Below are 25,000 nucleotides of genomic sequence, written 5' to 3'. Positions count from 1 at the left end.
TCGCCTGCTGCTCTGTTGTACCCCCGACCGGATTTGAACCGGCGCTACTGCCGTGAGAGGGCAGCGTGCTAGGCCGCTACACAACGGGGGCTTGAATACTGCGACTTGCTTGTTTTGCGATCTTGCGCTGGGCTACCAGGACTCGAACCTAGAATGACGGTACCAGAAACCGTAGTGTTGCCAATTACACCATAGCCCATGGTGTTGCAAGTACCCCCGACCGGATTCGAACCGGCGCTACTGCCGTGAGAGGGCAGCGTGCTAGGCCGCTACACAACGGGGGCCCTAGCGATCCTGCATCGAAAACGTGGGTGCGACCCAGGTGTTCTCGCGGGAAGGATCTGTACCCCCGACCGGATTCGAACCGGCGCTACTGCCGTGAGAGGGCAGCGTGCTAGGCCGCTACACAACGGGGGCTTGTTCCTACAACGTGCTTGTCTTGCGATCTTGCGCTGGGCTACCAGGACTCGAACCTAGAATGACGGTACCAGAAACCGTAGTGTTGCCAATTACACCATAGCCCACTGAAACGCAACCCCTGCGGGGTGTTGTCTCTGTCTGCGCTTCCCGTCCGGATCTTTCGTTCCGCTTGGGCGGCGCAGGAAGAACATTACCTGAAGGTGTCCGGCGCTCCAAAACGGGTATCGGCCGACAGCAGGCCGGGGAGCTGGTCAAGGGCAGTGATCCGGACGAGTTCGGGCCGCCCGCCCCGCCCGTACCGGTCCAGCCAGACGCCCGTGAGACCGGCGGCGACCGCGCCCCGGGCATCGATGTCGGGTTCGTCCCCCACGTAGACGACCTCCTCCGGTGGCAGGGCCAGCGCCTCGCAGGCGGCGAGGAACGCTCGGGGGTCCGGCTTGGAGATGCCCAGCTCCGCCGCGCACAGGACGGACTCGAATCGGTCGCGCACACCGAGCACGGTCAGCTTGTGGTGCTGCTGTTCCAGGGCGGAGTTCGACAGCACGCCGTGCCGGTAGGCCCCGCTCAGGGCGTCGAGTGCGGGCACGGTGTCCGGGAAGAGTACCCAGGCGGCCTCGTAGTGGGCGATGTGGCGCTCGAACCAGGCATCAGCCGCGGCGTCGTCCAGCGGGCGCGCGAGGAAGTCCCTGGCCCGGTCACGGCGCTGGCCCTGCCAGTCGGTCTCCCCATCGGAGAACCGCTGCCAGTGGTGCCGGGTGAGCCGCCCCCAGGCGTCCAGGGCCTCGGTTGCGGTGGCGTAGCCCTCGGGCAGGCCCTCGTCCGCGAGGTGCCGGGACATGCCCGTGGCGGCGGCCGTCGTGTAGTCGAAGAGTGTGTCGTCCACGTCCCAGAGGACGGCTCTGATCGGCATGAACCCGACTTTAGAGCCTGCGGAGGGCCCGGGAACAGACGGACGGGCCCGACTACCGCTGTGCGCGGTTGCCGGGCCCGTCCGTTTCCGTCGCTACGCGGTCAGCTTCGCGAGCGCCGCGTCGACGCGGGCGATCGTGCGCTCGCGGCCCAGGATCTCCAGGGACTCGAAGAGCGGCAGGCCGACCGTGCGGCCGGTGACGGCGACGCGGACCGGGGCCTGCGCCTTGCCGAGCTTGAGGCCGTGCTCCTCGCCGGCGGCGAGGATGGCGGCCTTCAGTGCCTCCGCGTTCCACTCGGCGGCGATCAGGTTGGCGCGGGCCGTGACGAGCAGGGCGTCGGAGCCCTCCTTCATCGCCTTGGTCCAGGACGCCTCGTCGGTCGCCGGCTCGTCGAGGAAGAGGAAGTCGACGTTGGCCGTGATCTCGGAGAGGACCGTGAGCCGGGTCTGGGCGTGCGGGGCGATCGCCGCGAACACGTCCGCGTCGAAGGCCTCCGGGGCCCAGGGGGCGAAGGGGGCCTGCAGCCAGGGGCCGCACGCCTCGGTGAACGTCTTCACATCCAGCTTGCGGATGTGCTCGGCGTTGACGTGCTCGCACTTCTTGAGGTCGAAGCGGGCCGGGTTGGCGTTGACGTCCGTGATGTCGAAGGCGGCGACCATCTCGTCGATGTCGAAGATGTCCCGGTCCTCGGCGATCGACCAGCCGAGCAGCGACAGGTAGTTGAGCAGCCCCTCCCGCAGGAAGCCGCGCTCGCGGTAGAGGTTGAGCGAGGCCTGCGGGTCGCGCTTGGAGAGCTTCTTGTTGCCCTCCCCCATGACGTACGGCAGGTGGCCGAACTCCGGGGTCTGCTTGGCGATGCCCAGCTCGGTGAGCGCCGCGTACAGCGCGATCTGGCGCGGGGTGGAGGAGAGCAGGTCCTCGCCGCGCAGGACGTGGGTGATCTCCATCAGCGCGTCGTCGACCGGGTTGACCAGCGTGTAGAGCGGGGCGCCGTTGGCGCGGACGATGCCGTAGTCCGGCACGTTCTCCGGCTGGACGGTGATGTCGCCGCGCACCAGGTCGGTGAAGGTGAGGGCCTCGTCGGGCATCCGGAAGCGGACGATGGACGTGCGTCCCTCGGCCTCGTACGCGGCCTTCCGCTCGTCGCTCAGGTCGCGGCAGTGGCCGTCGTAGCCCGACGGCTTGCCGGCCGCGCGGGCGGCGTCACGGCGGGCGTCGAGCTCCTCGGTGGTGCAGTAGCAGTGGTACGCGTGACCGGCGGCAAGGAGCTTCTCGGCTACGTCCTTGTAGAGGTCCATGCGCTGCGACTGGCGGTACGGGGCGTGCGGGCCGCCGACCTCGGGGCCCTCGTCCCAGTCGAGGCCGAGCCAGCGCATCGCGTCGAGGAGCTGCTCGTACGACTCCTCGGAGTCGCGCGCCGCGTCGGTGTCCTCGATGCGGAAGACCAGGGTGCCCTGGTGGTGCCGGGCGAAGGCCCAGTTGAAGAGAGCTGTCCGGACCAGGCCCACGTGGGGGTTGCCGGTCGGGGAGGGACAGAAACGTACGCGGACAGGTGCGTTAACCACGCTTGATCACCTTGTTGGTGAGAGTGCCGATGCCTTCGATGGTGACGGCGACCTCGTCGCCGACGTGGAGGGGTCCGACCCCTGCGGGAGTCCCGGTGAGGATCACATCGCCCGGGAGCAGCGTCATGGCTTCCGTGATGTGGACGATCAGATCCTCGATGGAGCGGATCATTTCGCTCGTCCGGCCGAGTTGGCGTTGCTCACCGTTGACGGTGGCCTGGATGGCGAGGTCGCTGGGGTCGAGTTCGGTCTCCACCCAGGGGCCGAGCGGGCAGGAGGTGTCGAAGCCCTTGGCCCTGGCCCACTGCGTCTCGCGCTTCTGGGCGTCGCGCGCGGTGACGTCGTTGGCGCAGGTGTAGCCGAAGATGACGTCCTTGACCCGCTCCCGGGGCACCTCGCGGCACATCCGGCCGATGACCACGGCCAGCTCGGCCTCGTGGTGCAGCTCGTTGGAGAAGGAGGGGTACTCGATGGCGTCACCGGAGCCGATCACCGAGGTGGTGGGCTTGAAGAAGGCGACGGGGACGTCGGGGACCTCGTTGCCGAGTTCCGCGGCGTGCTCCGCGTAGTTGCGGCCGATGCCCACGACCTTGTTGGGGAGCACGGGCGGCAGCAGCCGGACCTTGCTCAGCGGGACCTTGGTCCCGGAGAGCTCGAAGTCGGCGTACGGGATGCCCTTGATGATGTCGAGGACGAGACCATCGGGCCCGTCGCCCTCGACCGCGCCGAAGGCGACATTGCCGTCGATGGAGAACCTGGCGATGCGCACGGGTTGCTGTCGCCCCTCACTTGCTGGGTAGCTGAAGACTGATGCTCCAGGCTAGCGCCTCGCCCGGCGGGTTTTGCCCCAGAAGGAGCGTCGTCCGGTGCATGCGATCACAAGGCGCCGGCGCGCTTTCGAAGGGGGCACCTCCCATGCCCTTGAGGCTATGGGGGAGGAGCCACGTGGGCGTTTCGGCCACGCGGCGAGCGTGCGTGCCGGGCCGCGCGACGGGGCAAACCCCGCCGGGCGAGGCGCCGGCGCGGGTGAGGGGCCATTCCGCGCGGTATTACTCCGCGGCGGCGGTGGTGGCCGCGGGGGCGACCATCAGGATCGTGCGGCGCGGGTTGGCCGTCTGCGTCGGCAGGTCGACTGCGTGCTCCGGCTGCTCCGGCGTCTGCAGCGCTTCGGCGTCCTTGAGGTGCGCCAGCGTCGTGCGCCGGGGGTTGGCAATGTTGCGGAACATCATCGTCGTCTTCATCTGCCGTACGGACCCTGTCGGTAGGGGCGCCACCCGGAGGGGCGCCGGTTGTCGGTTTTGCCATCCCTGTAAAGCGCCAGGCTAAACATCCAATTCCCGCAGGAGGTCCGGAAGAGACGGCGATCATCCTGTGAGTTTGCTCACGAAGTGACCGACAATTCCGCCAATTCGGGCGGCTGATACGGCTGGATGAAACGGACATTGCATCCCTGAATGATCCATTCCGCTCCTGATCATGTCGTCTGGGACACCAGCCTCCCCGACCTGATTCACCCACAATGATCCGATATGCCAGGGAACGGTCTCCACGTCTTGTTACCCCGTCATCACAACGTGTCACCCAGGTCACAGCCCGGTACCTGGCCCTTGTTGGAGATCCGGCACTGTGCTGGAATTCCACGCACCGCCGCGGGTTTCAAGCCGGCGCGCAGGGGCGCTACGCAGCGCCGAGTGGCGGCGGGAAGGGGAAGAGCGCCGGTCACTCACGACCACCATGGGGCGGTACAACGCCCCACGACGCCGACACCGTTCCTTCCGTCCATGACGGGAGAACGCCTGGTCCAGAGGTTGCGACGCTAGTGCAGGGACGTTTCAAGAGGGATGGCAGCGCTGCGGCGGAACAGGAGCCGCGCGGCGGGACCGACCGCGGTTCCTCGCCCCAGCACGCCCAGAACCCCGGACCGGCCGCGGCCGGCGACAAAAGCGAGCGCGCCCAGCGCTCGGGCGCCAAGGCGGGCGGCGGGACCGATCCGGTCTCGGCGCTCAAGCCGCGGGGCCCGGTCAACACGGGATCACGCGTAGCTCTCCGCAACTGGCGCATCAGTACGCGCCTGGTTTCCCTGCTCGCCCTCCCCGTGGTCGCAGCGACCACGCTGGGTGGTCTCCGTATCAACGACTCCATGAACGACATCCAGCAGCTGGAGCACATGCAGCTGCTGACGAAGATGACGAAGCAGGCGACCTCGCTGGCCCAGGCGCTCCAGGAGGAGCGCGACCGGTCGGCAGGCCCGCTGTCCAACGGCGTGCCCGCGGACGACTTCAAGGTCACGGAGCCGCGGAAGAAGACCGACCGGGCGAAGAAGTCGTTCCTCACCGCGACGGGCGACCTCGGCGACACCACCGGTGACGAGGCCCTGGAGAGCATCCACTCCAGCGTCCAGCAGATCGCCTCGCAGCTCGGCTCCATCCGCGACATCCGCAAGCAGGCGTACGCCAAGGACAGTCCGAGTCTCCAGACCGTCGACGCCTACAGCCAGCTGATCACCTCGCTGCTGAGCCTCTCCCAGGACATGGCGCAGGCGACCAGCAGCCCCGAGATGATCAAGCGGACCCGCGCCCTGGCGGCCTTCTCCTCCGCCAAGGAGTACGCCTCGGTCCAGCGCGCGATCATCGCCGCCGCCCTGCCGGGCGGCAACGACAAGCAGCCGCACCTCGACCGTAACGACCAGCAGTTCGGTCTGGCTGCGCAGCGCAAGGAGGACGCGGCCCGCCGCTCCTTCGAGGCGATCTACACGACCACGGGCCAGAGCGCCGACGAGCTGACCTCCACGCTCGACGAGGGCCAGCCCGAGATCAAGGCGGCCGACACCTACGCCAAGAAGGTGCTCAACAACGCCAACGGCATGAGCAGCCCGGGTGCGCGCCGTTCGTACATGGACTGGTACGACCAGGACTCCACCAAGATCCAGGCCATGAAGCAGATCGAGGAGACGCTCCTCAGCGACATGGAGGGCAAGGCGCGCGAGCTGCGCGACGAGTCCCAGCGCAGCGCGATCATCAGTGGTGCGCTCATCCTGCTCGTGCTCGGTGTCTCGCTGGTCGGCGCCTTCGTCGTCGCCCGGTCCATGATCCGCTCGCTGCGCCGGCTGCAGGACACCGCCACGCGCGTCGCCCAGGACCGGCTGCCCGAGCTCGTCAAGCAGCTCTCGGAGACCGACCCGCAGGACGTCGACACCTCGGTCGAGTCGGTCGGTGTGCACTCCCGTGACGAGATCGGCAAGGTGGCCGCGGCCTTCGACGACGTGCACCGCGAGGCCGTCCGCCTCGCCGCCGAGCAGGCCCTCCTCCGGGGCAACGTCAACGCGATGTTCACCAACCTCTCGCGCCGTTCGCAGGGCCTCATCCAGCGTCAGCTCTCGCTCATCTCCGAGCTGGAGTCGCGCGAGGCCGACCCGGACCAGTTGTCCTCGCTCTTCAAGCTCGACCACCTCGCGACGCGTATGCGCCGTAACGGTGAGAACCTCCTCGTCCTCGCGGGCGAGGAGCCTGGCCGCCGGTGGACCCGTCCGGTGCCGCTGGTCGACGTGCTCCGTGCCGCCGCCTCCGAGGTGGAGCAGTACGAGCGGATCGAACTGGCCGCGGTGCCCGCCACCGAGGTCGCCGGCCGGGTCGTCAACGACCTCGTGCACCTCCTCGCCGAGCTGCTGGAGAACGCCACGTCGTTCTCCTCGCCGCAGACGAAGGTCCGGGTCACCGGTCACGCGCTGCCCGACGGCCGGGTGCTCGTCGAGATCCACGACACGGGCATCGGCCTCTCCCCCGAGGACCTCGCGGCGATCAACGAGCGGCTCGCCTCGCCGCCCACCGTGGACGTCTCGGTCTCCCGCCGCATGGGTCTGTTCGTGGTCGGCCGGCTGTCGCTGCGTCACGGCATCCGCATCCAGCTGCGCCCCTCCGACTCCGGTGGTACGACGGCGCTGGTCATGCTCCCGGTCGATGTCGCGCACGGTGGCAAGCAGCCGGTTCCGAAGCAGGGCCCGGGTCAGCAGTCCGCCCCCGGCGGGCTCCTCGCCGGCGGCAACGCACCCCGTACCGGCCTCGAAAGCTCTCCTTCGGCCCCCGGCGGGCGGCTTCCCGCCGGTCCCGGTGCCACGCGCGGCCAGGTCGGCGCGGGTTCCGGTCCGCGGGCGGCCCTGCCGGCCCGCGACGGCTCGAACCGCCCCCAGAACCAGCCGGGTCAGCCCGGCCAGCCGGGTCAGCCCGGCAGCCAGCAGAACTCCGGGTTCCAGAGCGCCGGGTTCTCCGGCACCGGTCCGCAGGGCCGGCAGCCGGACGCCTCGCGCCAGGAGCCGCCGCGTCAGGGCGGGGGACTTTCCGGTGCCTTCGGCGGCGGTGCCCGGCTCGGTGCACGCGGCCAGGGCGACGGCGCCCGTACGGACTCGGGCCAGCCCAGCCTGTTCGACCAGAAGCGCCCGGAGCAGAACGGTCCCGGCCGGCAGTCGCCTCAGCCGCAGCAGGCCCGGCAGGACGGCCCGGGCGGCGGCTTCCAGCAGCCCGGCGGGCCCGGCCAGAACGACCGTCAGTTGCCTCCGGTCGGCGGCCCGCGTGCCGAGCTGCCCGGCGGCAACCCCCAGCCGCAGCGTCCGCAGACCACCAGCTGGGGCAGCAACGAGGAGCCGTCCGCACCGCGGCGCTCCCCGCTCGACTCGCCCCGCGGTCATGAGGAGCCCGAGTCCACCGGCCAGTTCCAGCGGCCGCTGACCCCGCCGCCGCTCATCCCGCGTCCGCCGATGGACAGCCGGCAGGGACCCGGCGCCACCGCCGAGTTCGCCCGTCCGGACTTCTCGGCACCGGCTCCGCAGCAGCGGCCCGTGCCGCAGACGCCGGACCCGGCGAGCACCGCACAGTTCGCCCGTCCGGACTTCGGGCAGCAGCCCGCCCAGGCACAGGGTCAGCCCGCGCCGCGCCAGCGTGACCGCGACAACGAGGACTTCGGTGCCCCGCGGCCGCCCGTCGCACCGGCTCGGGGCGGGGAGTTCCGCCCGGCCGTACCGCAGCAGCCGCAGCCCGAGGCACTGCCGCCCGCCGGACCCGGCGACGGCCGTACCCCGCTGTACGACACGCTGGAGACGAACTGGTTCCACGGTCCGCAGCAGGGTGGCCAGCAGCCGCCCGCCGCGCCGCCGGCACCCGGGTTCGCCCAGCAGTCCGCCGAGGAGCGTCCCGCTCCCGCCGCACCGCGTCGCGATGCCGGTGACACCAACGGCGCCACAAGTTCCTGGCGCGCCTCGCCGAACGACGAACTCGTCCGGCAGGCGGAGCGGGTGAAGAAGCCCGCAGCAGGCGGAATTACTACGTCCGGTCTGCCTCGCCGGGTACCGCGTGCCAATCTGGTGCCGGGTACCGCCCAGCAGCAGAACCATCAGTCCGGTCCCCAGGTCTCGCGTGCGCCCGATGACGTGCGCGGACGGCTGACCAATCTCCGCCGGGGCATCCAGCAGGGACGTCAGGCCAACAACGGCCCGTCGACCGGCAGTTTTCCCCTCGGCCCCACTCACCAGCAGGAGCGTTAGTTGAGCCCGATGAGTCAGGCCGCACAGAATCTGAACTGGTTGATCACCAACTTCGTGGACAACACCCCCGGGGTGTCGCACACGGTGGTGGTCTCCGCCGACGGCCTGCTGCTGGCGATGTCCGAAGGTTTCCCGCGCGACCGTGCGGACCAGCTGGCGGCTGTCGCCTCCGGTCTGACCTCGCTGACCGCGGGTGCCTCCCGGATCTTCGAGGGCGGCGCCGTCAGCCAGACCGTGGTGGAGATGGAACGCGGATTCCTCTTCCTGATGTCCGTCTCGGACGGCTCCTCGCTGGCCGTTCTCGCACACCCGGACGCCGACATCGGTCTGGTGGGCTACGAAATGGCTCTGCTGGTGGACCGGGCGGGCACGGTCCTGACCCCGGACCTCCGCGCCGAGCTCCAGGGCAGCCTGCTCCACTAGGCGGCCATGAATCGGTGACACAGACAATTAGCCCAGGTACCGCACCCATCACTCGCCCGTCCGGCCGCTTACAGCCCCCCACCGGCCCCTTCAGACGGCAAGCCGACACCCTGCTGTCACGCCCGGAGGATTCATGACCCCGCCACCCGCCTCACCCGATCCGTACGGCGCGTTGAACCACGCGTCGTACGAAGGTGAAGGCGACCAGCCGCTGGTCCGTCCGTACGCCATGACCGGCGGACGGACCCGACCGCGCTACCAACTAGCGATAGAGGCGCTGGTCAGCACCACGGCCGACCCTGCGCACCTGGGGACACTGCTCCCCGAGCACCAGCGGATCTGCCACCTCTGCCGTGAGGTCAAGTCGGTGGCCGAGGTGTCGGCCCTGCTGTCGATGCCGCTCGGCGTGGCCCGGATCCTCGTCGCGGACCTGGCGGAAGCCGGCATGGTGGCCATCCACCAGCCGGGCAACGGAGAGGCCGGCGGCGCGCCGGATGTGACACTGCTCGAAAGGGTGCTCAGTGGACTTCGCAAGCTCTAGTGGCGGTGCAGCCCGGGCCACCACCTCGGCGAAGATCGTGGTGGCGGGCGGATTCGGCGTGGGTAAGACCACGTTTGTCGGTGCCGTTTCGGAGATCAATCCGCTGCGTACCGAAGCCGTGATGACGTCCGCCTCGGCGGGCATCGACGACCTGACGCACACCGGCGGCAAGACCACCACGACGGTGGCCATGGACTTCGGCCGCATCACCCTGGACCAGGACCTGATCCTGTACCTCTTCGGTACCCCCGGACAGGACCGATTCTGGTTCATGTGGGACGACCTCGTACGCGGCGCCATCGGCGCCGTCGTCCTCGTCGACACCCGCCGCCTCGCCGACTGCTTCCCCGCCGTCGACTACTTCGAGAACAGCGGCCTCCCCTTCGTCATCGCCCTCAACGGCTTCGACGGACACCAGCCCTACACCCCCGACGAAGTCCGCGAAGCCCTCCAGATCGGACCCGACACCCCGATCATCACGACCGACGCACGGCACCGCGGTGACGCGAAGAGCGGTCTGATCACGCTGGTGGAGCACGCTTTGATGGCGCGGCTCAAGTAGGCACAAGTCGGTATTGCCGTACGACAATTACCGTAGTCACACGGGGGTGGACTGTGTCCTTTGACACGATCCACCCCTGTGTTCATAACGTTTCGAAAGAGAATTACCCCACGGTCAATACCCGATGCGCACGATCGGTTCCACTGCGCTCACATGAGCCCCGCCTTTTGGCGGGGCTCGTTCTTTATGCCCGTTTTATCTGAGGCGTGGGCCACTTGGAATCGCCCATTCCGACTGTTTGGAACGCGACCGGTAGCCGTGCTGCAATTCGACGAACTCCCGAGTAGTACGGCCCTGAACGAACACGGCACAACGTAGGTGCCGACGCCGAGAGGTTGTTGGTCGAGTGAGGCGTAACAACGAGGGCGCAGCGGCGCAGACGGAGCGGGGCAACTTCACCCCGCCGCCGCGCACCGCGGCGCCGTCCGCCGATGTGTCCGAAGGGATACCGGCCGGTGGCAGCACCAGTCGGCTGTCCCCGCGCAACTGGCGGGTGCCCACCCGGCTGAACGCGATCCTCCTGATCCCGGTGCTGGTCGGCCTGATCATGGGCGGCTTCCAGGTGAAGGGTTCGCTCGACACCTGGCAGGAGGCCCAGGACGCCGAGAAGACCGCGCTGATCGTGCGCGCGGCCGCCGAGTACGGGCAGGCGCTGCTCAACGAGCGTGACCTCACCGCTCAGCCGCTGCTGTCCAACAAGCGTGACTCCGAGGTCGTCACCCAGGCCCGGGCCACCACCGACGCGGCCGCGAAGAAGTTCGACACGGCCGTGCAGGACAAGCCGGGCAAGCAGGGTCTGGAGCGCCGCCTCAAGCTGTTCAAGCTGGAGGAGCCCAAGCTCCCGGCGCTGCGCAAGGCCGCCTACACCGCCGCCATGGACCCGGTGAAGACCGAAGAGGGATACACCCAGGTCCAGCACTCCCTCATGGAGTTCTGCAACGAGCTCGGTCTCGGCACCGGAAACATCACCAGTTACGGCCGTACCGTGTACGCGATCGAGCTGGCCAAGGCTGCAGAATCGCTTCAGCGCTCCATCGGCATGCACCTTCTGGTGCGGCCGAGCCAGGAGAGCGGCAAGTTCAACGACCAGGTCAAGGCATTCGGTTCGTACAACTACCTGGAGCAGATCGCCCTCGGTGAATTCGTCTCCGGTGGTACGGAGGCCGACGCCGCCCGGCTGAAGACGGTCATGGCCGGCAAGGCCGCCGAGGGCGCCGCGAAGCTCAAGGCCGCCAAGGAGCAGGCCGACGCGGCGGGCGCGCCGTTCGTGATGCCGCCCAGCATCGACGGCTCGGTCTACGACGGCATGGCCCAGGAGATCGGCCAGGGCAAGGACCCCAAGGAGCTCAAGGCGAAGGGGATCACCCCCGAGACCTGGATGGCCGCCGCCACCGCGAAGTTCGACGGCTACACCACGGTCGAGGACGAGCTCGTCGACAAGGCGGTGACCGAGGCCGCGGAGATCTCCTCCAGCGCCCGGACCGACGCCATCGTCAACGCCGCCATCGTGATCGTCGCCCTGCTGGCCGCCTTCCTCCTGGCCGGGCTCATGGCCCGCCAGATGAGCCGCTCGATGCGCCAGCTGCGTACGGCCGCCTTCTCCATCGCCGAGCAGCGGCTGCCCTCCCTCGTCGACCAGCTCTCCCGGACCGACCCGGGCCGGGTGGACACCCGTGTCCAGCCGATCCCGATCAACACCCAGGACGAGATCGGCGAGGTCGCCCGCGCCTTCGACCAGGTGCACCGCGAGGCCGTCCGGCTGGCGGCCGAGCAGGCCATGCTGCGGGGCAACGTCAACGCGATCTTCACCAACCTCTCGCGCCGCAACCAGTCGCTCATCGAGGGCCAGCTGACCCTCATCACGGACCTGGAGAACAACGAGGCCGACCCGGACCAGCTGGAGAGCCTCTTCCGGCTGGACCACCTGGCGACCCGTATGCGCCGCAACGGCGAGAACCTCCTGGTCCTCGCCGGCGAGGAGCCCGGCCGCCGCTGGAACCAGCCGGTTCCGCTGGTGGACGTGTTGCGGGCCGCCGCCTCCGAGGTGGAGTCCTACGAGCGCATCGAGCTCTCCGGCGTGCCGGAGACCGAGATCCACGGCCAGTCGGTCACCGACCTCGTGCACCTGCTGGCCGAGCTGCTGGAGAACGCCACCACGTTCTCCTCGCCGCAGACCAAGGTGCGGGTCACCGCGACCCGGCTGCCCGACAGCCGCGTGATGATCGAGATCCACGACAAGGGCATCGGTCTCACTGCCGAGGACTTCGCCGACATCAACCACAAGCTGGCCAACCCGCCGACGGTGGACGCCGCGGTGTCCCAGCGCATGGGTCTCTTCGTGGTCGGCCGGCTCTCCGACCGGCACGGGATCCGGGTCCAGCTGCGCCCCTCGGGCGAGCAGGCCGGGACCACCTCGCTGGTCATGCTGCCCGACGCGATCACCCACGGTGGTGGCGGCGACGGCGCCCCCGCGCAGGACGACTTCACCGTCTCCTCGATCATTCCGCAGCAGCAGGCGTTCGACGCGCCTGTGCTGCAGCCCCAGATGCGTACGGCGGCGGAGCTCGGCTTCGACGACTCGCGCTACGAGGAGCCGTCCGCGGACGCCCCCCAGCTCGACCCGGTGAACCGCTCGCTGATGCGTGAGGAGCGCCGAGCCGCGCTGGAGGCGCAGACCGGCGGTGAGCGCCCGCCGTTCCCGCAGCAGCAGGAGCCGCAGCAGTACGCCGGGGCCTCGTACGGCGAGGAGCCCTTCGTCGCCGACCCGTACGCGCAGCAGCCGCAGACGGGCGGGCAGCAGGAGCAGCCGCAGCAGTACGAGCAGCCCTCGTACGAAGGTGGTTACGACCCGTACCGGGGTGACACCGGCTATGCCGAGCAGCCCGGCTACCCCACCCAGGGCGGCTACCAGGACCCTGCGTACGCGGCCCCCCAGGCGCCCGTCCAGGCCTATGACGAGCAGTACGCCGCCCAACCCCAGCAGGAAGAGTGGGCTGATCAGGGCACGTACCAGGGCGCGTTCGAGCCGGTGCCGCAGGACGGGGGCGAATCTCATCCGAGCGCTCCCGCGCCGGCACAGGAGCGCGTAGGCTTCGACCATTCGGGACCCGTCCCGAACTCCAGCCACGAACTGACCGATGCCGGTCTGCCGCGACGCGGCGGCCAGCAGCACTGGCAGCCGACCGGCCGGGGCAACGACCAGCCCGTCGCCGCGCAGCCGGCGCCGCAGCAGCAGGAAGAAGAACTGCCGCCGCAGCAGCCGACATCCGCGCAGGCGGACGGGACCGGTCCCGAGGACTGGCGCTCGGCGAACGACGAGCGCTGGGAGCGGGCCGAGAAGCTCAAGGAGCCGAAGGCGGGCGGGGTCACCCCCTCCGGTCTTCCCCGGCGGGTACCCAAGGCCAATCTGATCGAGGGCACGGCCGAACAGACCCAACAGGGCGGCCCCCAGGTCTCCCGCGCCCCGGAGGACGTGCGTGGCAGGTTGAGCAACCTGCGACGTGGCGTGCTGCGGGGACGTAACGCGGGTTCGGACACCAGTAATACCTACAACCAGGAGCGTTAGTGTGAGCCCGATGAGCCAGGCGGCGCAGAATCTGAACTGGTTGATCACCAACTTCGTGGACAACACCCCCGGGGTGTCCCACACGGTGGTGGTCTCCGCCGACGGACTCCTGCTGGCGATGTCCGAGGGATTCCCGCGCGACCGTGCGGACCAGCTGGCGGCTGTCGCCTCCGGTCTGACCTCGCTGACCGCGGGTGCCTCCCGGATCTTCGAGGGCGGCGCGGTGAATCAGACAGTTGTGGAGATGGAGCGAGGATTCCTCTTCATCATGTCCGTTTCCGATGGATCTTCGTTGGCCGTTCTCGCACACCCGGACGCCGATATCGGTCTGGTTGGGTACGAAATGGCCCTTCTGGTCGACCGTGCCGGCAGCGTCCTTACTCCGGACCTCCGTGCCGAGCTTCAGGGAAGTCTTCTTAACTAGTAGACAGACAGTGCGTTTCGCGTCACCGCGCCATAGGGTGCGGTGGCGCGGACCCACTGGGATCGGGACCGGCAGGCGGAGGAGGAATCGTGGGTACACCCCCAGGCGGGCACCAGTTCAACGGTGGTCAGCGAACTCCGGGTGAGCACGGGGACAATGGTTTCGGCTTCCCCTCCACACCCGGCAGACAGGGCGCGCAGCAGCCTTACCAGCCATACCGGCAGCCGCAGCAGCCGCAGCACGTTCAGGGCTCGGACTGGCCCCAGCAGCCGCAGCAGCCGCAGCAGCCCCACCGGCCGCAGCGCCCGCACCGGTACGACTCCCCGCAGCAGCAGCCCCGCATTCAGCCGGTGCAGCCGCGGCGGGCCCCCGAGCCGGCCGCGCCCGCGGCGCACAATCCGCTCGTTCGTCCGTACGCCATGACCGGTGGACGGACCCGACCGCGCTACCAACTCGCCATTGAGGCGTTGGTCAGTACGACGGCTGATCCGTCCCGGTTGCAAGGGCAGTTGCCCGAGCACCAGCGGATCTGCCGGCTGTGCATCGAGATCAAGTCGGTGGCCGAGATCTCGGCCTTGCTCTCGATTCCGCTCGGCGTTGCCCGGATCCTCGTAGCCGACCTGGCTGAGGCCGGACTCGTCGCTATCCACCAGCCCGGCGGCGACGAGTCCGCCGGCGGCCAGCCAGATGTGACACTGCTCGAAAGGGTGCTCAGTGGACTTCGCAAGCTCTAGCGGCGGAGCGGCCCGCTCCACTACCTCGGCGAAGATCGTGGTGGCAGGGGGCTTCGGCGTGGGTAAGACCACGTTTGTCGGTGCCGTTTCGGAGATCAATCCGCTGCGTACCGAAGCCGTGATGACGTCCGCCTCGGCGGGCATCGACGACCTGACGCACACCGGGGACAAGACCACCACGACGGTGGCCATGGACTTCGGCCGCATCACCCTGGACCAGGACCTGATCCTGTACCTCTTCGGTACCCCCGGACAGGACCGATTCTGGTTCATGTGGGACGACCTCGTACGCGGCGCCATCGGCGCCGTCGTCCTCGTCGACACCCGCCGCCTCGCCGACTGCTTCCCCGCCGTCGACTACTTCGAGAACAGCGGCCTCCCCTTCGTCATCGCCCTCAACGGCTTCGACGGACACCAGCCCTACACCCCCGACGAAGTCCGCGAAGCCCTCCAGATCGGACCCGACACCCCGATTCTGGTCACGGATGCGCGGCATCGGGCGGATGCGAAGAGTGCGCTGATCACGTTGGTGGAGCATGCGCTGATGGCTCGCCTGCGGTAGGCCCTTGGGCCCTTTCGGGCCCGGATGTACGTGAGGCCCCGTACTCCCCTGGTGGGGAGTACGGGGCCTTTTCCGTGGTGCGCCCGGCCTTCGGCCGTTCTTTGTCCTCAATCTCCCCCATAGCCCCAAGGGCATGGGAGGTGCCCCCTCGACGGGCTCGATGCGGCCGGGCTGTGACCCGCGGAGCTTATCTGGCCGGGAATGGCTGATGCGGCCACACCGTGTCGGTGTGGCCGCATCAGGACTGAGCTCGAAACGTCAGCCCTGCCAGCTGTGCGGGGCGCGGAAGCCCGGGGTGCGTTCCAGGCGGCGCCAGCCCGCGGTGTCGCGGCCGAGGCGCACGGGGGCGTCGGCGGGCTGGGAGGCGGCGCGGGCGAGCAGGACCGCCGTTATGGCGGCCAGCTCCTCGGGGTCTGCCAGACCCTTCTCGACGCGCAGCACGGACTCGGTGGCAGTGCTCATGGATGTCTCTCCGTCTACTCGGCAGGTCTTCGCGGGGGCCTTGCAGGGTTGCTGCGGGGCCGCGGACTACTGCGGGGGGTTGCCGTGCTTGCGGGACGGCAGGTCGGCGTGCTTGGACCGGAGCATCGCGAGCGAGGCGATCAGGACCTCGCGGGTCTCGGCAGGGTCGATGACATCGTCGACCAGGCCGCGCTCGGCGGCGTAGTACGGGTGCATCAGTTCGGCCTTGTACTCCTTGACCATGCGGGTCCGCATGGCCTCCGGGTCCTCGGCGTCGGCGATCTGTCGGCGGAAGATGACGTTGGCGGCACCTTCGGCGCCCATCACCGCGATCTCGTTGGTCGGCCAGGCGTAGGTGAGGTCCGCCCCGATGGACTGGCTGTCCATCACGATGTACGCACCGCCGTAGGCCTTGCGCAGGATCAGTGAGATCCTCGGCACCGTCGCGTTGCAGTACGCGTAGAGCAGCTTCGCGCCGTGCCGGATGATTCCACCGTGCTCCTGATCGACGCCGGGCAGGAAGCCGGGTACGTCCAGAAGAGTGACGATGGGGATGTTGAAGGCATCACACATCTGAACGAACCTGGCGGCCTTCTCGCTCGCCTCGATGTCCAGGACACCGGCCAGGGCCTGCGGCTGGTTGGCGACGATGCCGACGACCTGGCCGTCCAGCCGGGCCAGGGCGCAGATGATGTTGCGGGCCCAGCGCTCGTGGATCTCCAGGTAGTCGCCGTCGTCGACGAGCTCCTCGATGACCTTGTGCATGTCGTACGGGCGGTTGCCGTCGGCCGGGACCAGGTCCAGCAGGACGTCGCCGCGCCGGTCGGCCGGGTCGTCGCTCGGCGCGGCGGGCGGGTTCTCCCGGTTGTTCGAGGGCAGCATCCCGATCAGGTAGCGGACCTCGGCGATGCAGGTCTCCTCGTCGTCGTACGCGAAGTGCGCGACGCCCGAGGTCTCGGCGTGCACATCGGCGCCGCCGAGGCCGTTCTGCGTGATCTCCTCGCCGGTGACCGCCTTGACGACGTCCGGTCCGGTGATGAACATCTGCGAGGTCTCGCGGACCATGAAGACGAAGTCCGTGAGGGCGGGGCTGTAGGCCGCGCCGCCCGCGCACGGGCCGAGCATCACGCTGATCTGCGGGATGACACCGGAGGCCCGGGTGTTGCGCTGGAAGATGCCGCCGTAACCGGCGAGCGCCGAGACGCCCTCCTGGATACGGGCGCCGGCGCCGTCGTTCAGCGAGACCAGCGGGGCACCGGCCGAGATGGCCATGTCCATGATCTTGTGGATCTTCGTGGCGTGGGCCTCGCCCAGTGCGCCGCCGAAGATCCGGAAGTCGTGTGCGTAGACGAAGACCGTGCGGCCGTCGACCGTGCCCCAGCCGGTGATGACACCGTCGGTGTAGGGCTTCTTCTCCTCCAGGCCGAAGCCGGTCGCCCGGTGCCGGCGCAGCTGCTCGACCTCCTTGAACGAACCAGGGTCCACGAGCAGCTCGATGCGCTCACGCGCCGTCAGCTTGCCCTTGGCGTGCTGTGCCTCGGTCGCCCGGTCACTCGGTCCCCGCCGGGCCTGCTCGCGCAGCGCCAGCAGTTCCGCCACACGGCCACGGGTATCGCTCGGCTCACCCTGGGTTTCGTCCACAACGGTCATGTATCGACCCTACGAACCAGACCTGGAAAACCCTGCCGTCGACTCCGTACAGTCTCCTGCCCGGTTTCCTGGTGGAGCCTGACAGAAGCCTTGGGCCATGCAGGCGAAGTACCAGCCCGTACCCGTCCTCGTTTGTGGGAGTTCCACAAAGGTTCACTGTGGTCTGCCGCACACCCCGGTCAGCCGGCGGGCGCTCGTGGGCTGCGCGTCCTGGACCTTCTGGATGTCCGCCAGCCTCGACCGTACCGGCTCCGCGGGGTGCGCCATCGTGAGCAGTACGGCCTCGTAGAAGGCGTCCCGCACCGCCGCCGGCATGACGTCCGACGCATCCAGGCAGAGCGGCACCCGCTGGTCCGTGAAGCGACGGCTCACCTGCTTGTCGACCGTACCCTTCTTGGGCGGGACGGCTGCGTTGGCCGAGAACACCCCGCCCGTGCGGCCCCACTCCTCCTGGGCTTCCCGGGAGGCGAGCCGCCGCATCATCTCGCGGGCCGCCCCGCTCCGGCCGAAGAGCGCCGCGAAGTCGGCCGACACCTCGTGGGCCTTCACCGTATAAGGGCCGCCGGGCAGCAGCGGCGCCGAGTCCACGAAGGCCGCCCGGTCCTTCCGGTCGCCGTAGAAGGCGCGGGCGAAGGAGCCCTGGTGCTCCAGGTCGCAGCCGCCGCCGAAGAGCAGTCCGTGGCCCCCGGCCGGTCCCCGATGGTCGGCCAGCAGCATGTGGCCGGACCGGTCCGGGTCCTGGGCGAGCATCCCGGCCCAGGCGGTCCAGGCGTCGGCGACCGGGGCGTCCGTCCACTTCATGTCACCGGTCGCCCAGCGCGCGTACAGCACCGGGCCCGCGCGCTGGAGGATGAGGTCCTCGATCCAGTCGCTCCCGGGCCAGCCGGACGCGCCGTCGTCACCCATGCCGATGCACCACGAGGCCAGCGGCGCGGGGCTGCGGCCCGGGACCGCGCCGTCGCGGTACCAGACGATGGACTTGAGGTCGGCCTTGAGCGGTACCCAAAGATCCTCGGTGGCGCCCTGTGCCTCGGGCTGCCACGGATTGCCGTACTCCTCGGGCTCGTACAGCCCCTTCAGGGTGCGCAGCCTGCCCTCGTCCGCGTACTCGACGAGTTCGCCGACGCCCGGCAGGATCGCGATGTCGGGCGGGTCGCCGGCCTGGACCTCGGCGAGCAGCACCTCGCGGGTCGCGGCGGTGCCCTGGTAGGTGTACGGGATCCCGAACCCGTCCAGGACGTCCTTGAACCGCTGCTCCTGCGCGTCGGTCCACGGGCCGAGGATCGTCACCTCCGGTTCCGCGTCGCTGCCGCCTGGCGCCGCGAGTCCGCAGCCGGCCGCGGTCATGAACAGGGCCAGGACGAGCAGGAACGCCCGGGCGTGCGGGATCATCCGGTCCTCCAGTAGTCGGCGTTGAGGCGCCGGCAGATACCGGCGGCCGGCAGCAGGACGATCAGCGCGGCGCCGCCCAACGCCCCGTAGTACGTCCAGCTCTGCCAGTTCCGGGCGGCCAGCCGGCCGCGCAGGGCGGTGGAGTTGTCGATGACGAACGTCTGGGAGTCGGTCAGGTTCGTGTGGTCGTGGGCCCGTTGCTCGATCGCGACCAGCCGGTGGCGGACGGTGTCCAGCCGCTCCTGGGTGTGGACGGTGGCCCACAGCGGGACGACGGCGAGTACGACGGTCACCAGCAGCGCCGCCAGCAGCCACGGGTCCTGGCTGCGGCCGCAGCGGGTGCGCAGCACCCACAGGGCGCTGAGGCAGGTCAGCGCCAGGATCAGCAGGCCCAGTTCGGCGACGGCCCAGCCGGCCCGCTGAAGCGTTCCGAGGGAACTGACCCGGTCCACGCGCCGCATCTGGTGCTCCTGGAGGACGTCCAGGCGCGGCACGACCCCGGTGCCCGGCCGGTCGAGGAGGGTTCTGGCCTCCTCGAACTTCTCCTGCTGCATCAGGTCGTCGTGCACGTACTTGACGGCGCCGGGAGTGATGGAACTGCTGTACGAGGTCAGCACGCCGTTGACCGTGTTGAGGACGCCTCGGCCGCGTTCCCCGTCGATCTGTACGTCGGAGAGCCGGGACAGGCCCTGGTCGGCGGCCGCCAGCTGGTTCTCGTACCGCGCTCCGGCGCCGACCACCTCGTCGATCCCGTTGGCGAGCGAACTCTTCGCCTCCTGGTGGGCGAGGAGCAGGGCGAGCTGGGTGGCGGCGACGCCCTGGACGGCGGGGGCGCCGCGGGTACGCATCTCGCCCGCGGAGTTCTGCACCTCGCGGTAGGAGACGAGCAGGGCCGTCATCGAGACGAGCGCGGTCACCACCATGACGGCCAGGTGCCGTTCCAGCAGCCGCCTGGTGCGCGAGCGGGTGCGGCGGCCGGCCCGGAAGGCACGCGTCCACCGGGTCGGTGAGGGCATCACAGGCTCCTTCCACAGGCGATGCAGTACCGGGCGCGAGGCCCGGCGAGATGGCGGCAGTGCGGGCACTTCACCGGCTTCCCCGTGGTGTGGCCGGGCAGTTCCAGACCGTGTCCCGAGGCGACGTGCAGCTGCGCCCGGCGTACGGTCCCGCGGTCGACGGTCGGGCCGACCCTGACCAGTCCGCGTGGGCCGTCGACGATGTCGGCCAGCCCGCGCACGTCCTGGAGGACCCAGGCGGCGCCGATCTCGGTGGCGAGCCGGACCGCGAGGCCGAACTGCCGCTCGGCCTCGTCACGGCTCATCGCGTCGAGTGCGGCGTACCCGCGTTTGAGAGCGGTCCGCATCTGGGTGGCGGCGTTCATCGCCTGGACCGTGCCGCCCCCGCCGCCGGTGGCCCCCGCGCCCACGGCGACTCCGGGCGGCAGCCAGCGCACCAGCAGCGCGGTGGTGGCGTCCCCGACGGAGACGGTGGCCAGTTGCAGCAGCACGCCGAGCGGGTCGGTGCTCGCGTCGGCGTGCACGGTGAGGAGGTAGTCGCGGGTCCCCGGCTCCCACTGGTGGGTGGGGAAGCGGGTCCGGTACGGCTCCTGAGCCTGTTCCTCCCGGCGGGGCGCGGGTTCGAGCCGTTGCTGGCGGGGGGCGGTCTCGGTCAGTTCGACCGCGCGCACCGCCGGGCGCGCGCTCACCACGACGGGCAGTTCGGGGCTGCGGACCCGGCGCAGCCGTCGCAGCGCCCCGGCGACCGCGGGGGCGAACCGGTCGGGGGCGTGCTCCGCGGCGCCGTGCAGGGACTCGACGACGGCGAGCAGCGGCGCGGGGCCCCAGTCGCCGCCGACCGCCAGCACGTCTGCGGTGAACGTGCCTCCGCAGGCGGCGAGTTCCTCCCGCAGCGCACCGCCGCCCCCGTCCGTTCCGGCGTCGTCCGCCGGGTCCCCGCCGCTGCCGTCGGTGATCAGCAGCAGGTGGCGCAGCGGCAGCGGGCGCTCGGCGAACAGCGCGCGGGCGGCCGCGAGCCAGGCCGGATACCCGGGCGGCGGCCGGTCGCCGTCGGCCGGGACGATCCGGCCCGCACTGAACGCGGCGCGGCGCTTCTCCATCGTGTCGGCCACCGCCCACCGGCCGCGCAGCGGGTAGCAGCGGGTCGGCTCCCCGCTCTCGTCGACGCCGCCCAGGACGGCGAAGGAGACCCCGTCGGGCAGGGCGCGCAGCGTGGCGGCGAGGGCGGCGGCCGCGGCCTCCCGGCGTCCGGCGGCGACGTCCAGCGCGATGACGACGGCGAGTTGGACGGCGGGCACCTCGTCGCGGGGGCCGACGCCGACGGCCTTGACCCGCAGATGGGCGTCGATCCGGGCGTCGTGGTGCGGCTGCTGGTCGCGCCGGACGTCCAGGGACACCCTGAACTCCAGCCCGGCCGAGGGGGCGGTGACACCCATGGACTGCCTCCAGGGTTACGGGACGGGGGCGCGGCTGTCGTGAGCGGCCACCGGCACCGGCGGTCAGAAGCGGGTCTGCGGGCGGACCCCGTGGGACAGGTCGATCAGCCGTTCGTACTCGGCCGGTCCCTGCCGCTGCCGGGCCAGCCAGCGGTAGCACTGCTCCAGGTCCTCCCGCACCGCCCGCTCCCCCGGTACGGCCGGGGGCGGCAGCCCGATCCGCAGCAGGCCGCCCCGGGGCAACGGAACCCGGCCCGCGGCGCGGACGGCGTCGAGCTTCCACTCGTACAGCTCGGTCCGCAGCAGCCAGGCCGCCTCGTCGCCCGCGACCACCGGGGACGGGATGCCCGGCTCGGGTGCGAGGGCGGCCAGACAGGCGTCGATCTCCGCCTCGTCGGGCAGGGGCCGCTCCCCCGTCGCGAGCCGGGCCGCCCTGATACGGAGGGCGGCGATCCGGGCGACGGTGTGGTCCCGCGACTCGTCCGGCACCAGGTCGAGGACCTCGGTGGCCGCGGCCCGGTCGCCGCGCGCGAGGGCGATTCTGGCCAGCCCGAGGGCCGCGCCGACGTGCGAGGGGTTGCGGGCGTGCACGGCCCGGAAGAGTTCGTACGCGGAGGGGCCCGCCGCGGCCGGCCGGTCGTCGCCCAACTGTTCCGCGCAGTAGGCCAGCGCCAGCTTGGCCGCGTACTCGCCCGGCAGGGCCCGGTGCACGGCGGAGAAGTGCTCCAGGGCCGCTTCGAGCATCGGCTGCCGGTCGTCCAGCACATCGGCGCTGCGCAGCGCGACGAGACCCCAGTGCCAGCTCAGCCGCCACTGCCGGACAGGCCCCGGGCCCGGGATCGCGGCGGCGGCCTGCACCTGCTCCCGGGCTGCGGCGAGTGGTTCGTCGCCGTCCTGGCCGAGCAGCAGCCGGGCGTTGTGCAGGCAGATCTCCACCGACCGCTCCCCGTGGGCCGGCTGGGGCAGCGGCTGTCCCGGGTCGTAGCTGCTGACGCCGAACCGGGCGGCCTGCGGGTCCCGCGGATAGGGCCGGGGCACCGGCAGTCTGCGGGCGATCTCGGTCGGGGTGGGCAGCCCGGGGTCGAGCGCGGGCGACCGGGGTGTGTCCCGGCGGTCGTACAGCGGGCGGTGCAGCCAGTGCGCGTAGTCGGGCACCGAGCCCAGGCGCGCGCCGAGCAGTTCGGTGGAGGGGGTGAAATAGGCGGAGGGTTCGGGCTGGTCGCGCTTGCCGCGCAGGGCCCGGATCTCGCGCAGCACCCCGCGCAGTTGGCCGGCCATGTCCTCGGCGGAGCCGAACCGGCGCTCCGGGTCATGGGCCGTGGCCCGCTCCACGACCAGCCGGAAGGAGCTGATGCCGAGCCCCGGCACGTCGTCGCCGACGGCCCAGCCGGCCAGTTCGGCCAGGGTCACCCCGACCGTGTGCACGTCGTGGGCGACGGTGAGCGGGCCCGTCCCGTCCGTCTCGGGTGCGGCGAACCACGGCGTGATGACGGGCGGCGGGTCGGTGGCCCCCGCCTTGCGGACCCCGCCGAGGTCGATGACCTTGATGCCGTCGAGGTGGTGAATGACGTTGGACGGCTTCATGTCGCCGTACAGGAAGCCCATGTCGTGCAGATGGGCGAGGGCCTCCAGGATCTGGCAGCCGTAGGTGATGACGTGCTCGATGTCGAGGACGAAGGCGCCCTGGCGGGTCGATTCGACGACGGCCGTCAGGGTGCGGTCGCCGACGTCCTCCATGACGATGTAGCCGCCGGAGACGGTGCCGTCCGCGTTGCGGGTGCTGACGAAGTCGCGGATCTGGACGATGCGTTCGTGCCGGATGGCGACCAGGCTGCGGCGTTCCTCACCGGCCTGGGCGGCGCCGCGTTCCGCGTACCGGTTGAGGAGGCCCTTGACCGCGACGAAGTCCTCCAGGTGGGTGTCCTCCGCCAGGTAGACCCAGCCCTGGCCGCCGTGGGCGATCGGGCCGCGGATGCGGTACTGGTCCTGGAGCGGGGGCCCGTCCTTCGTCAGTTCGGGGCGGTACGAGTACGGGGCCCCGCACTGTGGGCAGTACCCCTCGTCCGGTGGCGGGGACGCCGTGTGCGGCGGGACGAACGAGGTGTGGCACGCCTCGGCCGAGCACGTCATCACGATGCGCACCGGCTGCTCGGCCGCGGCGAGGCGCTCCGCCGGGCTGCCCGGGTCGAGCAGCGGCAGTTCGAGCAGTCCGGCGGGTCCGTGCCGCTCGGGGGCGGTGGGCAGCGGCGGCAGTCCGGGCGCGCCCTCCTCGCGGCCGCAGGTGTCGCAGTAGCCGGTCTGCTGGACGGCGCCCTCGCAGGGGGCTCCGGTGAAGCGGCGGTGCGGACACGGGATCCTCATCGGCGCTCCGCAGGGCCGCGTCCGGTCCTCGGGCCGGGCAGAGCGGGCTGCTCCGGCCGCCCGGGTCCGTTCACCCCGCCGAGGTCGTCACGTAACTCCCGTAACAGCTGTTTCAGTTCCGCCAGCTGGTCCTGCGGGTCGGCCAGCAGTTTCAGTTCCCCCAGCCGGTGGCGGCGGGCCGCCGCGTCGACCGCGGGGCGCGGGACCAGCGAGGCGGAGCTCACCATGCCCCGCAGCCCGGTCCGCTCCCGCTCGACACGCTCGACCCGGCGCACCAGCACCTCCGCCCGCTCCTCCAGGGCGGGCACCAGCAACTGCCGCGCCACCTCGGCCAGGCCGGCGCCGTCGGCGTGGCGGTAGATGACCAGCAGCCGGAATCCGAGGGTGCGTACGCGCGCCAGCAGCGGCACCAGGGCGACCGGGTCGGGATCCTCGTCCAGCCCGATCACGGCCAGCACCGGGCCCGATCCGGCGGGCCTGCCGCCGTCCGAGCGGTCCGGGGCGTCGCCGCCCTCCAGCAGCCAGTCGCGGTAGGCGTTGCGCTGGTACCGGGGCGGCCGCAGCTGCGCCACGAGGGTGTCGACGAGTTCCCCGGGCCGGGTGACGCCGCCCCGGCAGACGAGGTGGGCCCGGTGGAGCTGGTGCTGGAGGGCCCGGTCGCGGCCGGTGCCGCGTGCCACGACGCCGAACCGCACCGCGGGCTCCTCGCCGCCCGCGAACCAGTGCCGCAGCCGCCGCTCCAGGTCCCCGTCCCAGCCGTCCGGGCCGCTCAGTTCGGCGACGAGCGGCACGAGGGCGGCGATGCGGTCGACGGGGATCATGTACGAGAACGCCAGGTGGTTCCCGGTGGGCGGGGCGGGCCCCGGATCGGCGCTCCGGCTGACGATCAGGCCGACGACCTCCTCCGTCCCCGGCCGCACGCCCCGGGTCTGGACGGCGGCGCCGCTGAACCCGGGGCGCACCACGTCGGCGTCGGTCCCGGCGTCGAGCTGCACCCAGTCGCCGTGCAGTCCGCCGATGCGGCCGCTCAGCCACATCCCGTCGTCGAAGCTCTGGGCGTATCCACCGATCCACACCTCGCCGCCCCGCTCCAGCCGCCGTCCCAGCGGCGCGGGCGCCGCCTGCGGGCGCGGGCTGTCCAGGGCGAGCACGGCGATGTCCTCACCGTCGGCCCCGTCGAGGCCGGGCAGCCAGCCGCCCGGGGCCACCCGGGCGCCGACGGGCGGGATGCCGGGGCTCTCGGCGAACTCCACCCACATCGGGGTGTCCGGTCCGCCGACGACGTGGGCGCACGTCAGCACCCGGTCCTGGGTGAGGAGCACCCCGGCCCCGCACACGGGTCCGTCCGCACCGCCCCGGCGTAACCGGAGCCGCCAGTCCGCTCTCAACTCCCCCATACCGCTTGAGAGTACGCGTGCAACAGCCATCGTTCCCAGACTCCGC

19 protein-coding genes and 5 tRNA genes are annotated in these 25,000 nt (G+C 70.7%); 8 read left to right on the top strand and 16 right to left on the bottom strand.

All coding sequences use genetic code 11. The features are described from left to right. Positions 1-18 precede the first annotated feature (18 nt). The 9 genes from ACIBJG_RS17575 to ACIBJG_RS17535 form a co-directional block, all read right to left on the bottom strand. A tRNA-Glu gene (locus ACIBJG_RS17575) sits at positions 19-91 on the bottom strand. Positions 92-127: 36 nt separating this feature from the next. Continuing rightward, positions 128-199 (bottom strand) — tRNA-Gln (locus ACIBJG_RS17570). A 12-nt stretch (positions 200-211) separates the two neighbouring features. Beyond that, positions 212-284, bottom strand: a tRNA-Glu gene (locus ACIBJG_RS17565). A 60-nt stretch (positions 285-344) separates the two neighbouring features. Next, positions 345-417 (bottom strand) — tRNA-Glu (locus ACIBJG_RS17560). 35 nt (positions 418-452) lie between these two features. Then, a tRNA-Gln gene (locus tag ACIBJG_RS17555) sits at positions 453-524 on the bottom strand. Between the two features lie 86 nt (positions 525-610). After that, complete coding sequence (locus ACIBJG_RS17550; RefSeq protein ID WP_399308410.1) at positions 611-1,330, bottom strand: HAD family hydrolase; 720 nt, start codon at positions 1,328-1,330, stop codon at positions 611-613. 93 nt (positions 1,331-1,423) lie between these two features. Next, the gene (gene gltX, locus ACIBJG_RS17545; protein ID WP_399308409.1) at positions 1,424-2,896 is read right to left on the bottom strand and encodes a glutamate--tRNA ligase; all 1,473 of its coding nucleotides are present in this window, start codon (positions 2,894-2,896) and stop codon (positions 1,424-1,426) included. Further along, a complete protein-coding gene (locus ACIBJG_RS17540) occupies positions 2,889-3,665 on the bottom strand; it encodes a fumarylacetoacetate hydrolase family protein (RefSeq protein WP_399308408.1) in 777 nt (258 codons plus the stop codon). Before ACIBJG_RS17540 ends, gltX begins: the two co-directional genes overlap by 8 nt. A 280-nt stretch (positions 3,666-3,945) precedes the next feature. After that, the gene (locus tag ACIBJG_RS17535) at positions 3,946-4,137 is read right to left on the bottom strand and encodes a hypothetical protein (RefSeq protein ID WP_399308407.1); all 192 of its coding nucleotides are present in this window, start codon (positions 4,135-4,137) and stop codon (positions 3,946-3,948) included. Positions 4,138-4,715: 578 nt separating this feature from the next. Here ACIBJG_RS17535 and ACIBJG_RS17530 point away from each other — a divergent pair. The 8 genes from ACIBJG_RS17530 to ACIBJG_RS17495 all read left to right on the top strand — a co-directional run bounded on the left by ACIBJG_RS17530 (position 4,716) and on the right by ACIBJG_RS17495 (position 15,240). Then, positions 4,716-8,429, top strand: a complete 3,714-nt coding sequence (locus tag ACIBJG_RS17530) for a nitrate- and nitrite sensing domain-containing protein (protein ID WP_399308406.1) — start codon at positions 4,716-4,718, stop codon at positions 8,427-8,429. 9 nt (positions 8,430-8,438) lie between these two features. Continuing rightward, positions 8,439-8,852, top strand: a complete 414-nt coding sequence (locus ACIBJG_RS17525) for a roadblock/LC7 domain-containing protein (protein ID WP_024495006.1) — start codon at positions 8,439-8,441, stop codon at positions 8,850-8,852. A gap of 133 nt (positions 8,853-8,985) precedes the next feature. After that, complete coding sequence (locus ACIBJG_RS17520; RefSeq protein WP_073738726.1) at positions 8,986-9,393, top strand: DUF742 domain-containing protein; 408 nt, start codon at positions 8,986-8,988, stop codon at positions 9,391-9,393. Further along, the gene (locus tag ACIBJG_RS17515; protein ID WP_073738725.1) at positions 9,374-9,955 is read left to right on the top strand and encodes an ATP/GTP-binding protein; all 582 of its coding nucleotides are present in this window, start codon (positions 9,374-9,376) and stop codon (positions 9,953-9,955) included. Before ACIBJG_RS17520 ends, ACIBJG_RS17515 begins: the two co-directional genes overlap by 20 nt. Positions 9,956-10,301: 346 nt before the next feature. Then, positions 10,302-13,520, top strand: a complete 3,219-nt coding sequence (locus ACIBJG_RS17510) for a nitrate- and nitrite sensing domain-containing protein (RefSeq protein WP_399308405.1) — start codon at positions 10,302-10,304, stop codon at positions 13,518-13,520. A 10-nt stretch (positions 13,521-13,530) separates the two neighbouring features. Continuing rightward, positions 13,531-13,944: a roadblock/LC7 domain-containing protein gene (locus tag ACIBJG_RS17505; RefSeq protein WP_018551717.1), complete on the top strand. Its 414-nt coding sequence runs from the start codon at positions 13,531-13,533 to the stop codon at positions 13,942-13,944. Between the two features lie 89 nt (positions 13,945-14,033). Next, a complete protein-coding gene (locus ACIBJG_RS17500; RefSeq protein WP_399308404.1) occupies positions 14,034-14,678 on the top strand; it encodes a DUF742 domain-containing protein in 645 nt (214 codons plus the stop codon). Then, positions 14,659-15,240 carry an ATP/GTP-binding protein gene (locus ACIBJG_RS17495; RefSeq protein WP_123461870.1) on the top strand — a complete coding sequence of 194 codons (582 nt, stop codon included), beginning with the start codon at positions 14,659-14,661 and terminating at the stop codon, positions 15,238-15,240. Before ACIBJG_RS17500 ends, ACIBJG_RS17495 begins: the two co-directional genes overlap by 20 nt. A 258-nt stretch (positions 15,241-15,498) precedes the next feature. On the opposite strand, the gene ACIBJG_RS17490 is transcribed toward ACIBJG_RS17495, so the two are convergent. From ACIBJG_RS17490 to ACIBJG_RS17460, 7 genes are all read right to left on the bottom strand, one after another. Continuing rightward, positions 15,499-15,702 carry an acyl-CoA carboxylase subunit epsilon gene (locus ACIBJG_RS17490; RefSeq protein WP_399308403.1) on the bottom strand — a complete coding sequence of 68 codons (204 nt, stop codon included), beginning with the start codon at positions 15,700-15,702 and terminating at the stop codon, positions 15,499-15,501. Between the two features lie 66 nt (positions 15,703-15,768). After that, complete coding sequence (locus ACIBJG_RS17485) at positions 15,769-17,352, bottom strand: acyl-CoA carboxylase subunit beta (RefSeq protein WP_399308402.1); 1,584 nt, start codon at positions 17,350-17,352, stop codon at positions 15,769-15,771. A 153-nt stretch (positions 17,353-17,505) separates the two neighbouring features. Then, a complete protein-coding gene (locus ACIBJG_RS17480; RefSeq protein ID WP_399308401.1) occupies positions 17,506-18,744 on the bottom strand; it encodes a carbohydrate ABC transporter substrate-binding protein in 1,239 nt (412 codons plus the stop codon). After that, positions 18,741-19,760, bottom strand: coding sequence for a hypothetical protein (locus tag ACIBJG_RS17475; protein WP_399308400.1), 1,020 nt, complete (start codon positions 19,758-19,760; stop codon positions 18,741-18,743). The genes ACIBJG_RS17480 and ACIBJG_RS17475 overlap by 4 nt, the downstream gene beginning before the upstream one ends. Next, positions 19,760-21,196: a hypothetical protein gene (locus ACIBJG_RS17470; protein ID WP_399308399.1), complete on the bottom strand. Its 1,437-nt coding sequence runs from the start codon at positions 21,194-21,196 to the stop codon at positions 19,760-19,762. Before ACIBJG_RS17470 ends, ACIBJG_RS17475 begins: the two co-directional genes overlap by 1 nt. Before the next feature lie 63 nt (positions 21,197-21,259). Beyond that, on the bottom strand, positions 21,260-23,557 hold the full coding sequence (locus tag ACIBJG_RS17465; RefSeq protein WP_399308398.1) for a tetratricopeptide repeat protein: 2,298 nt from the start codon (positions 23,555-23,557) through the stop codon (positions 21,260-21,262). Continuing rightward, positions 23,554-24,954 (bottom strand): serine protease, encoded by a 1,401-nt coding sequence (locus tag ACIBJG_RS17460; RefSeq protein ID WP_399308397.1) that lies wholly within the window; start codon positions 24,952-24,954, stop codon positions 23,554-23,556. Before ACIBJG_RS17460 ends, ACIBJG_RS17465 begins: the two co-directional genes overlap by 4 nt. Positions 24,955-25,000: the final 46 nt, after the last annotated feature.

It is taken from the genome of Streptomyces sp. NPDC050422 (assembly GCF_044458665.1).
Taxonomy (GTDB): Bacteria; Actinomycetota; Actinomycetes; order Streptomycetales; family Streptomycetaceae; genus Streptomyces.
This window is presented reverse-complemented; position numbering and strand designations above follow the sequence as displayed.

What these genes read in the sequence shown, in the direction of transcription:
- ACIBJG_RS17550 (WP_399308410.1), bottom strand. Translation starts at nt 1,330, where the DNA reads ATGCCGATCAGAGCCGTCCTCTGGGACGTGGACGACACACTCTTCGAC.
- ACIBJG_RS17535 (WP_399308407.1), bottom strand. Translation starts at nt 4,137, where the DNA reads ATGAAGACGACGATGATGTTCCGCAACATTGCCAACCCCCGGCGCACG.
- ACIBJG_RS17525 (WP_024495006.1), top strand. Translation starts at nt 8,439, where the DNA reads ATGAGTCAGGCCGCACAGAATCTGAACTGGTTGATCACCAACTTCGTG.
- ACIBJG_RS17520 (WP_073738726.1), top strand. Translation starts at nt 8,986, where the DNA reads ATGACCCCGCCACCCGCCTCACCCGATCCGTACGGCGCGTTGAACCAC.
- ACIBJG_RS17505 (WP_018551717.1), top strand. Translation starts at nt 13,531, where the DNA reads ATGAGCCAGGCGGCGCAGAATCTGAACTGGTTGATCACCAACTTCGTG.
- ACIBJG_RS17490 (WP_399308403.1), bottom strand. Translation starts at nt 15,702, where the DNA reads ATGAGCACTGCCACCGAGTCCGTGCTGCGCGTCGAGAAGGGTCTGGCA.
- ACIBJG_RS17485 (WP_399308402.1), bottom strand. Translation starts at nt 17,352, where the DNA reads ATGACCGTTGTGGACGAAACCCAGGGTGAGCCGAGCGATACCCGTGGC.
- ACIBJG_RS17480 (WP_399308401.1), bottom strand. Translation starts at nt 18,744, where the DNA reads ATGATCCCGCACGCCCGGGCGTTCCTGCTCGTCCTGGCCCTGTTCATG.
- ACIBJG_RS17475 (WP_399308400.1), bottom strand. Translation starts at nt 19,760, where the DNA reads ATGCCCTCACCGACCCGGTGGACGCGTGCCTTCCGGGCCGGCCGCCGC.
- ACIBJG_RS17470 (WP_399308399.1), bottom strand. Translation starts at nt 21,196, where the DNA reads ATGGGTGTCACCGCCCCCTCGGCCGGGCTGGAGTTCAGGGTGTCCCTG.
- ACIBJG_RS17465 (WP_399308398.1), bottom strand. Translation starts at nt 23,557, where the DNA reads ATGAGGATCCCGTGTCCGCACCGCCGCTTCACCGGAGCCCCCTGCGAG.
- ACIBJG_RS17460 (WP_399308397.1), bottom strand. Translation starts at nt 24,954, where the DNA reads ATGGGGGAGTTGAGAGCGGACTGGCGGCTCCGGTTACGCCGGGGCGGT.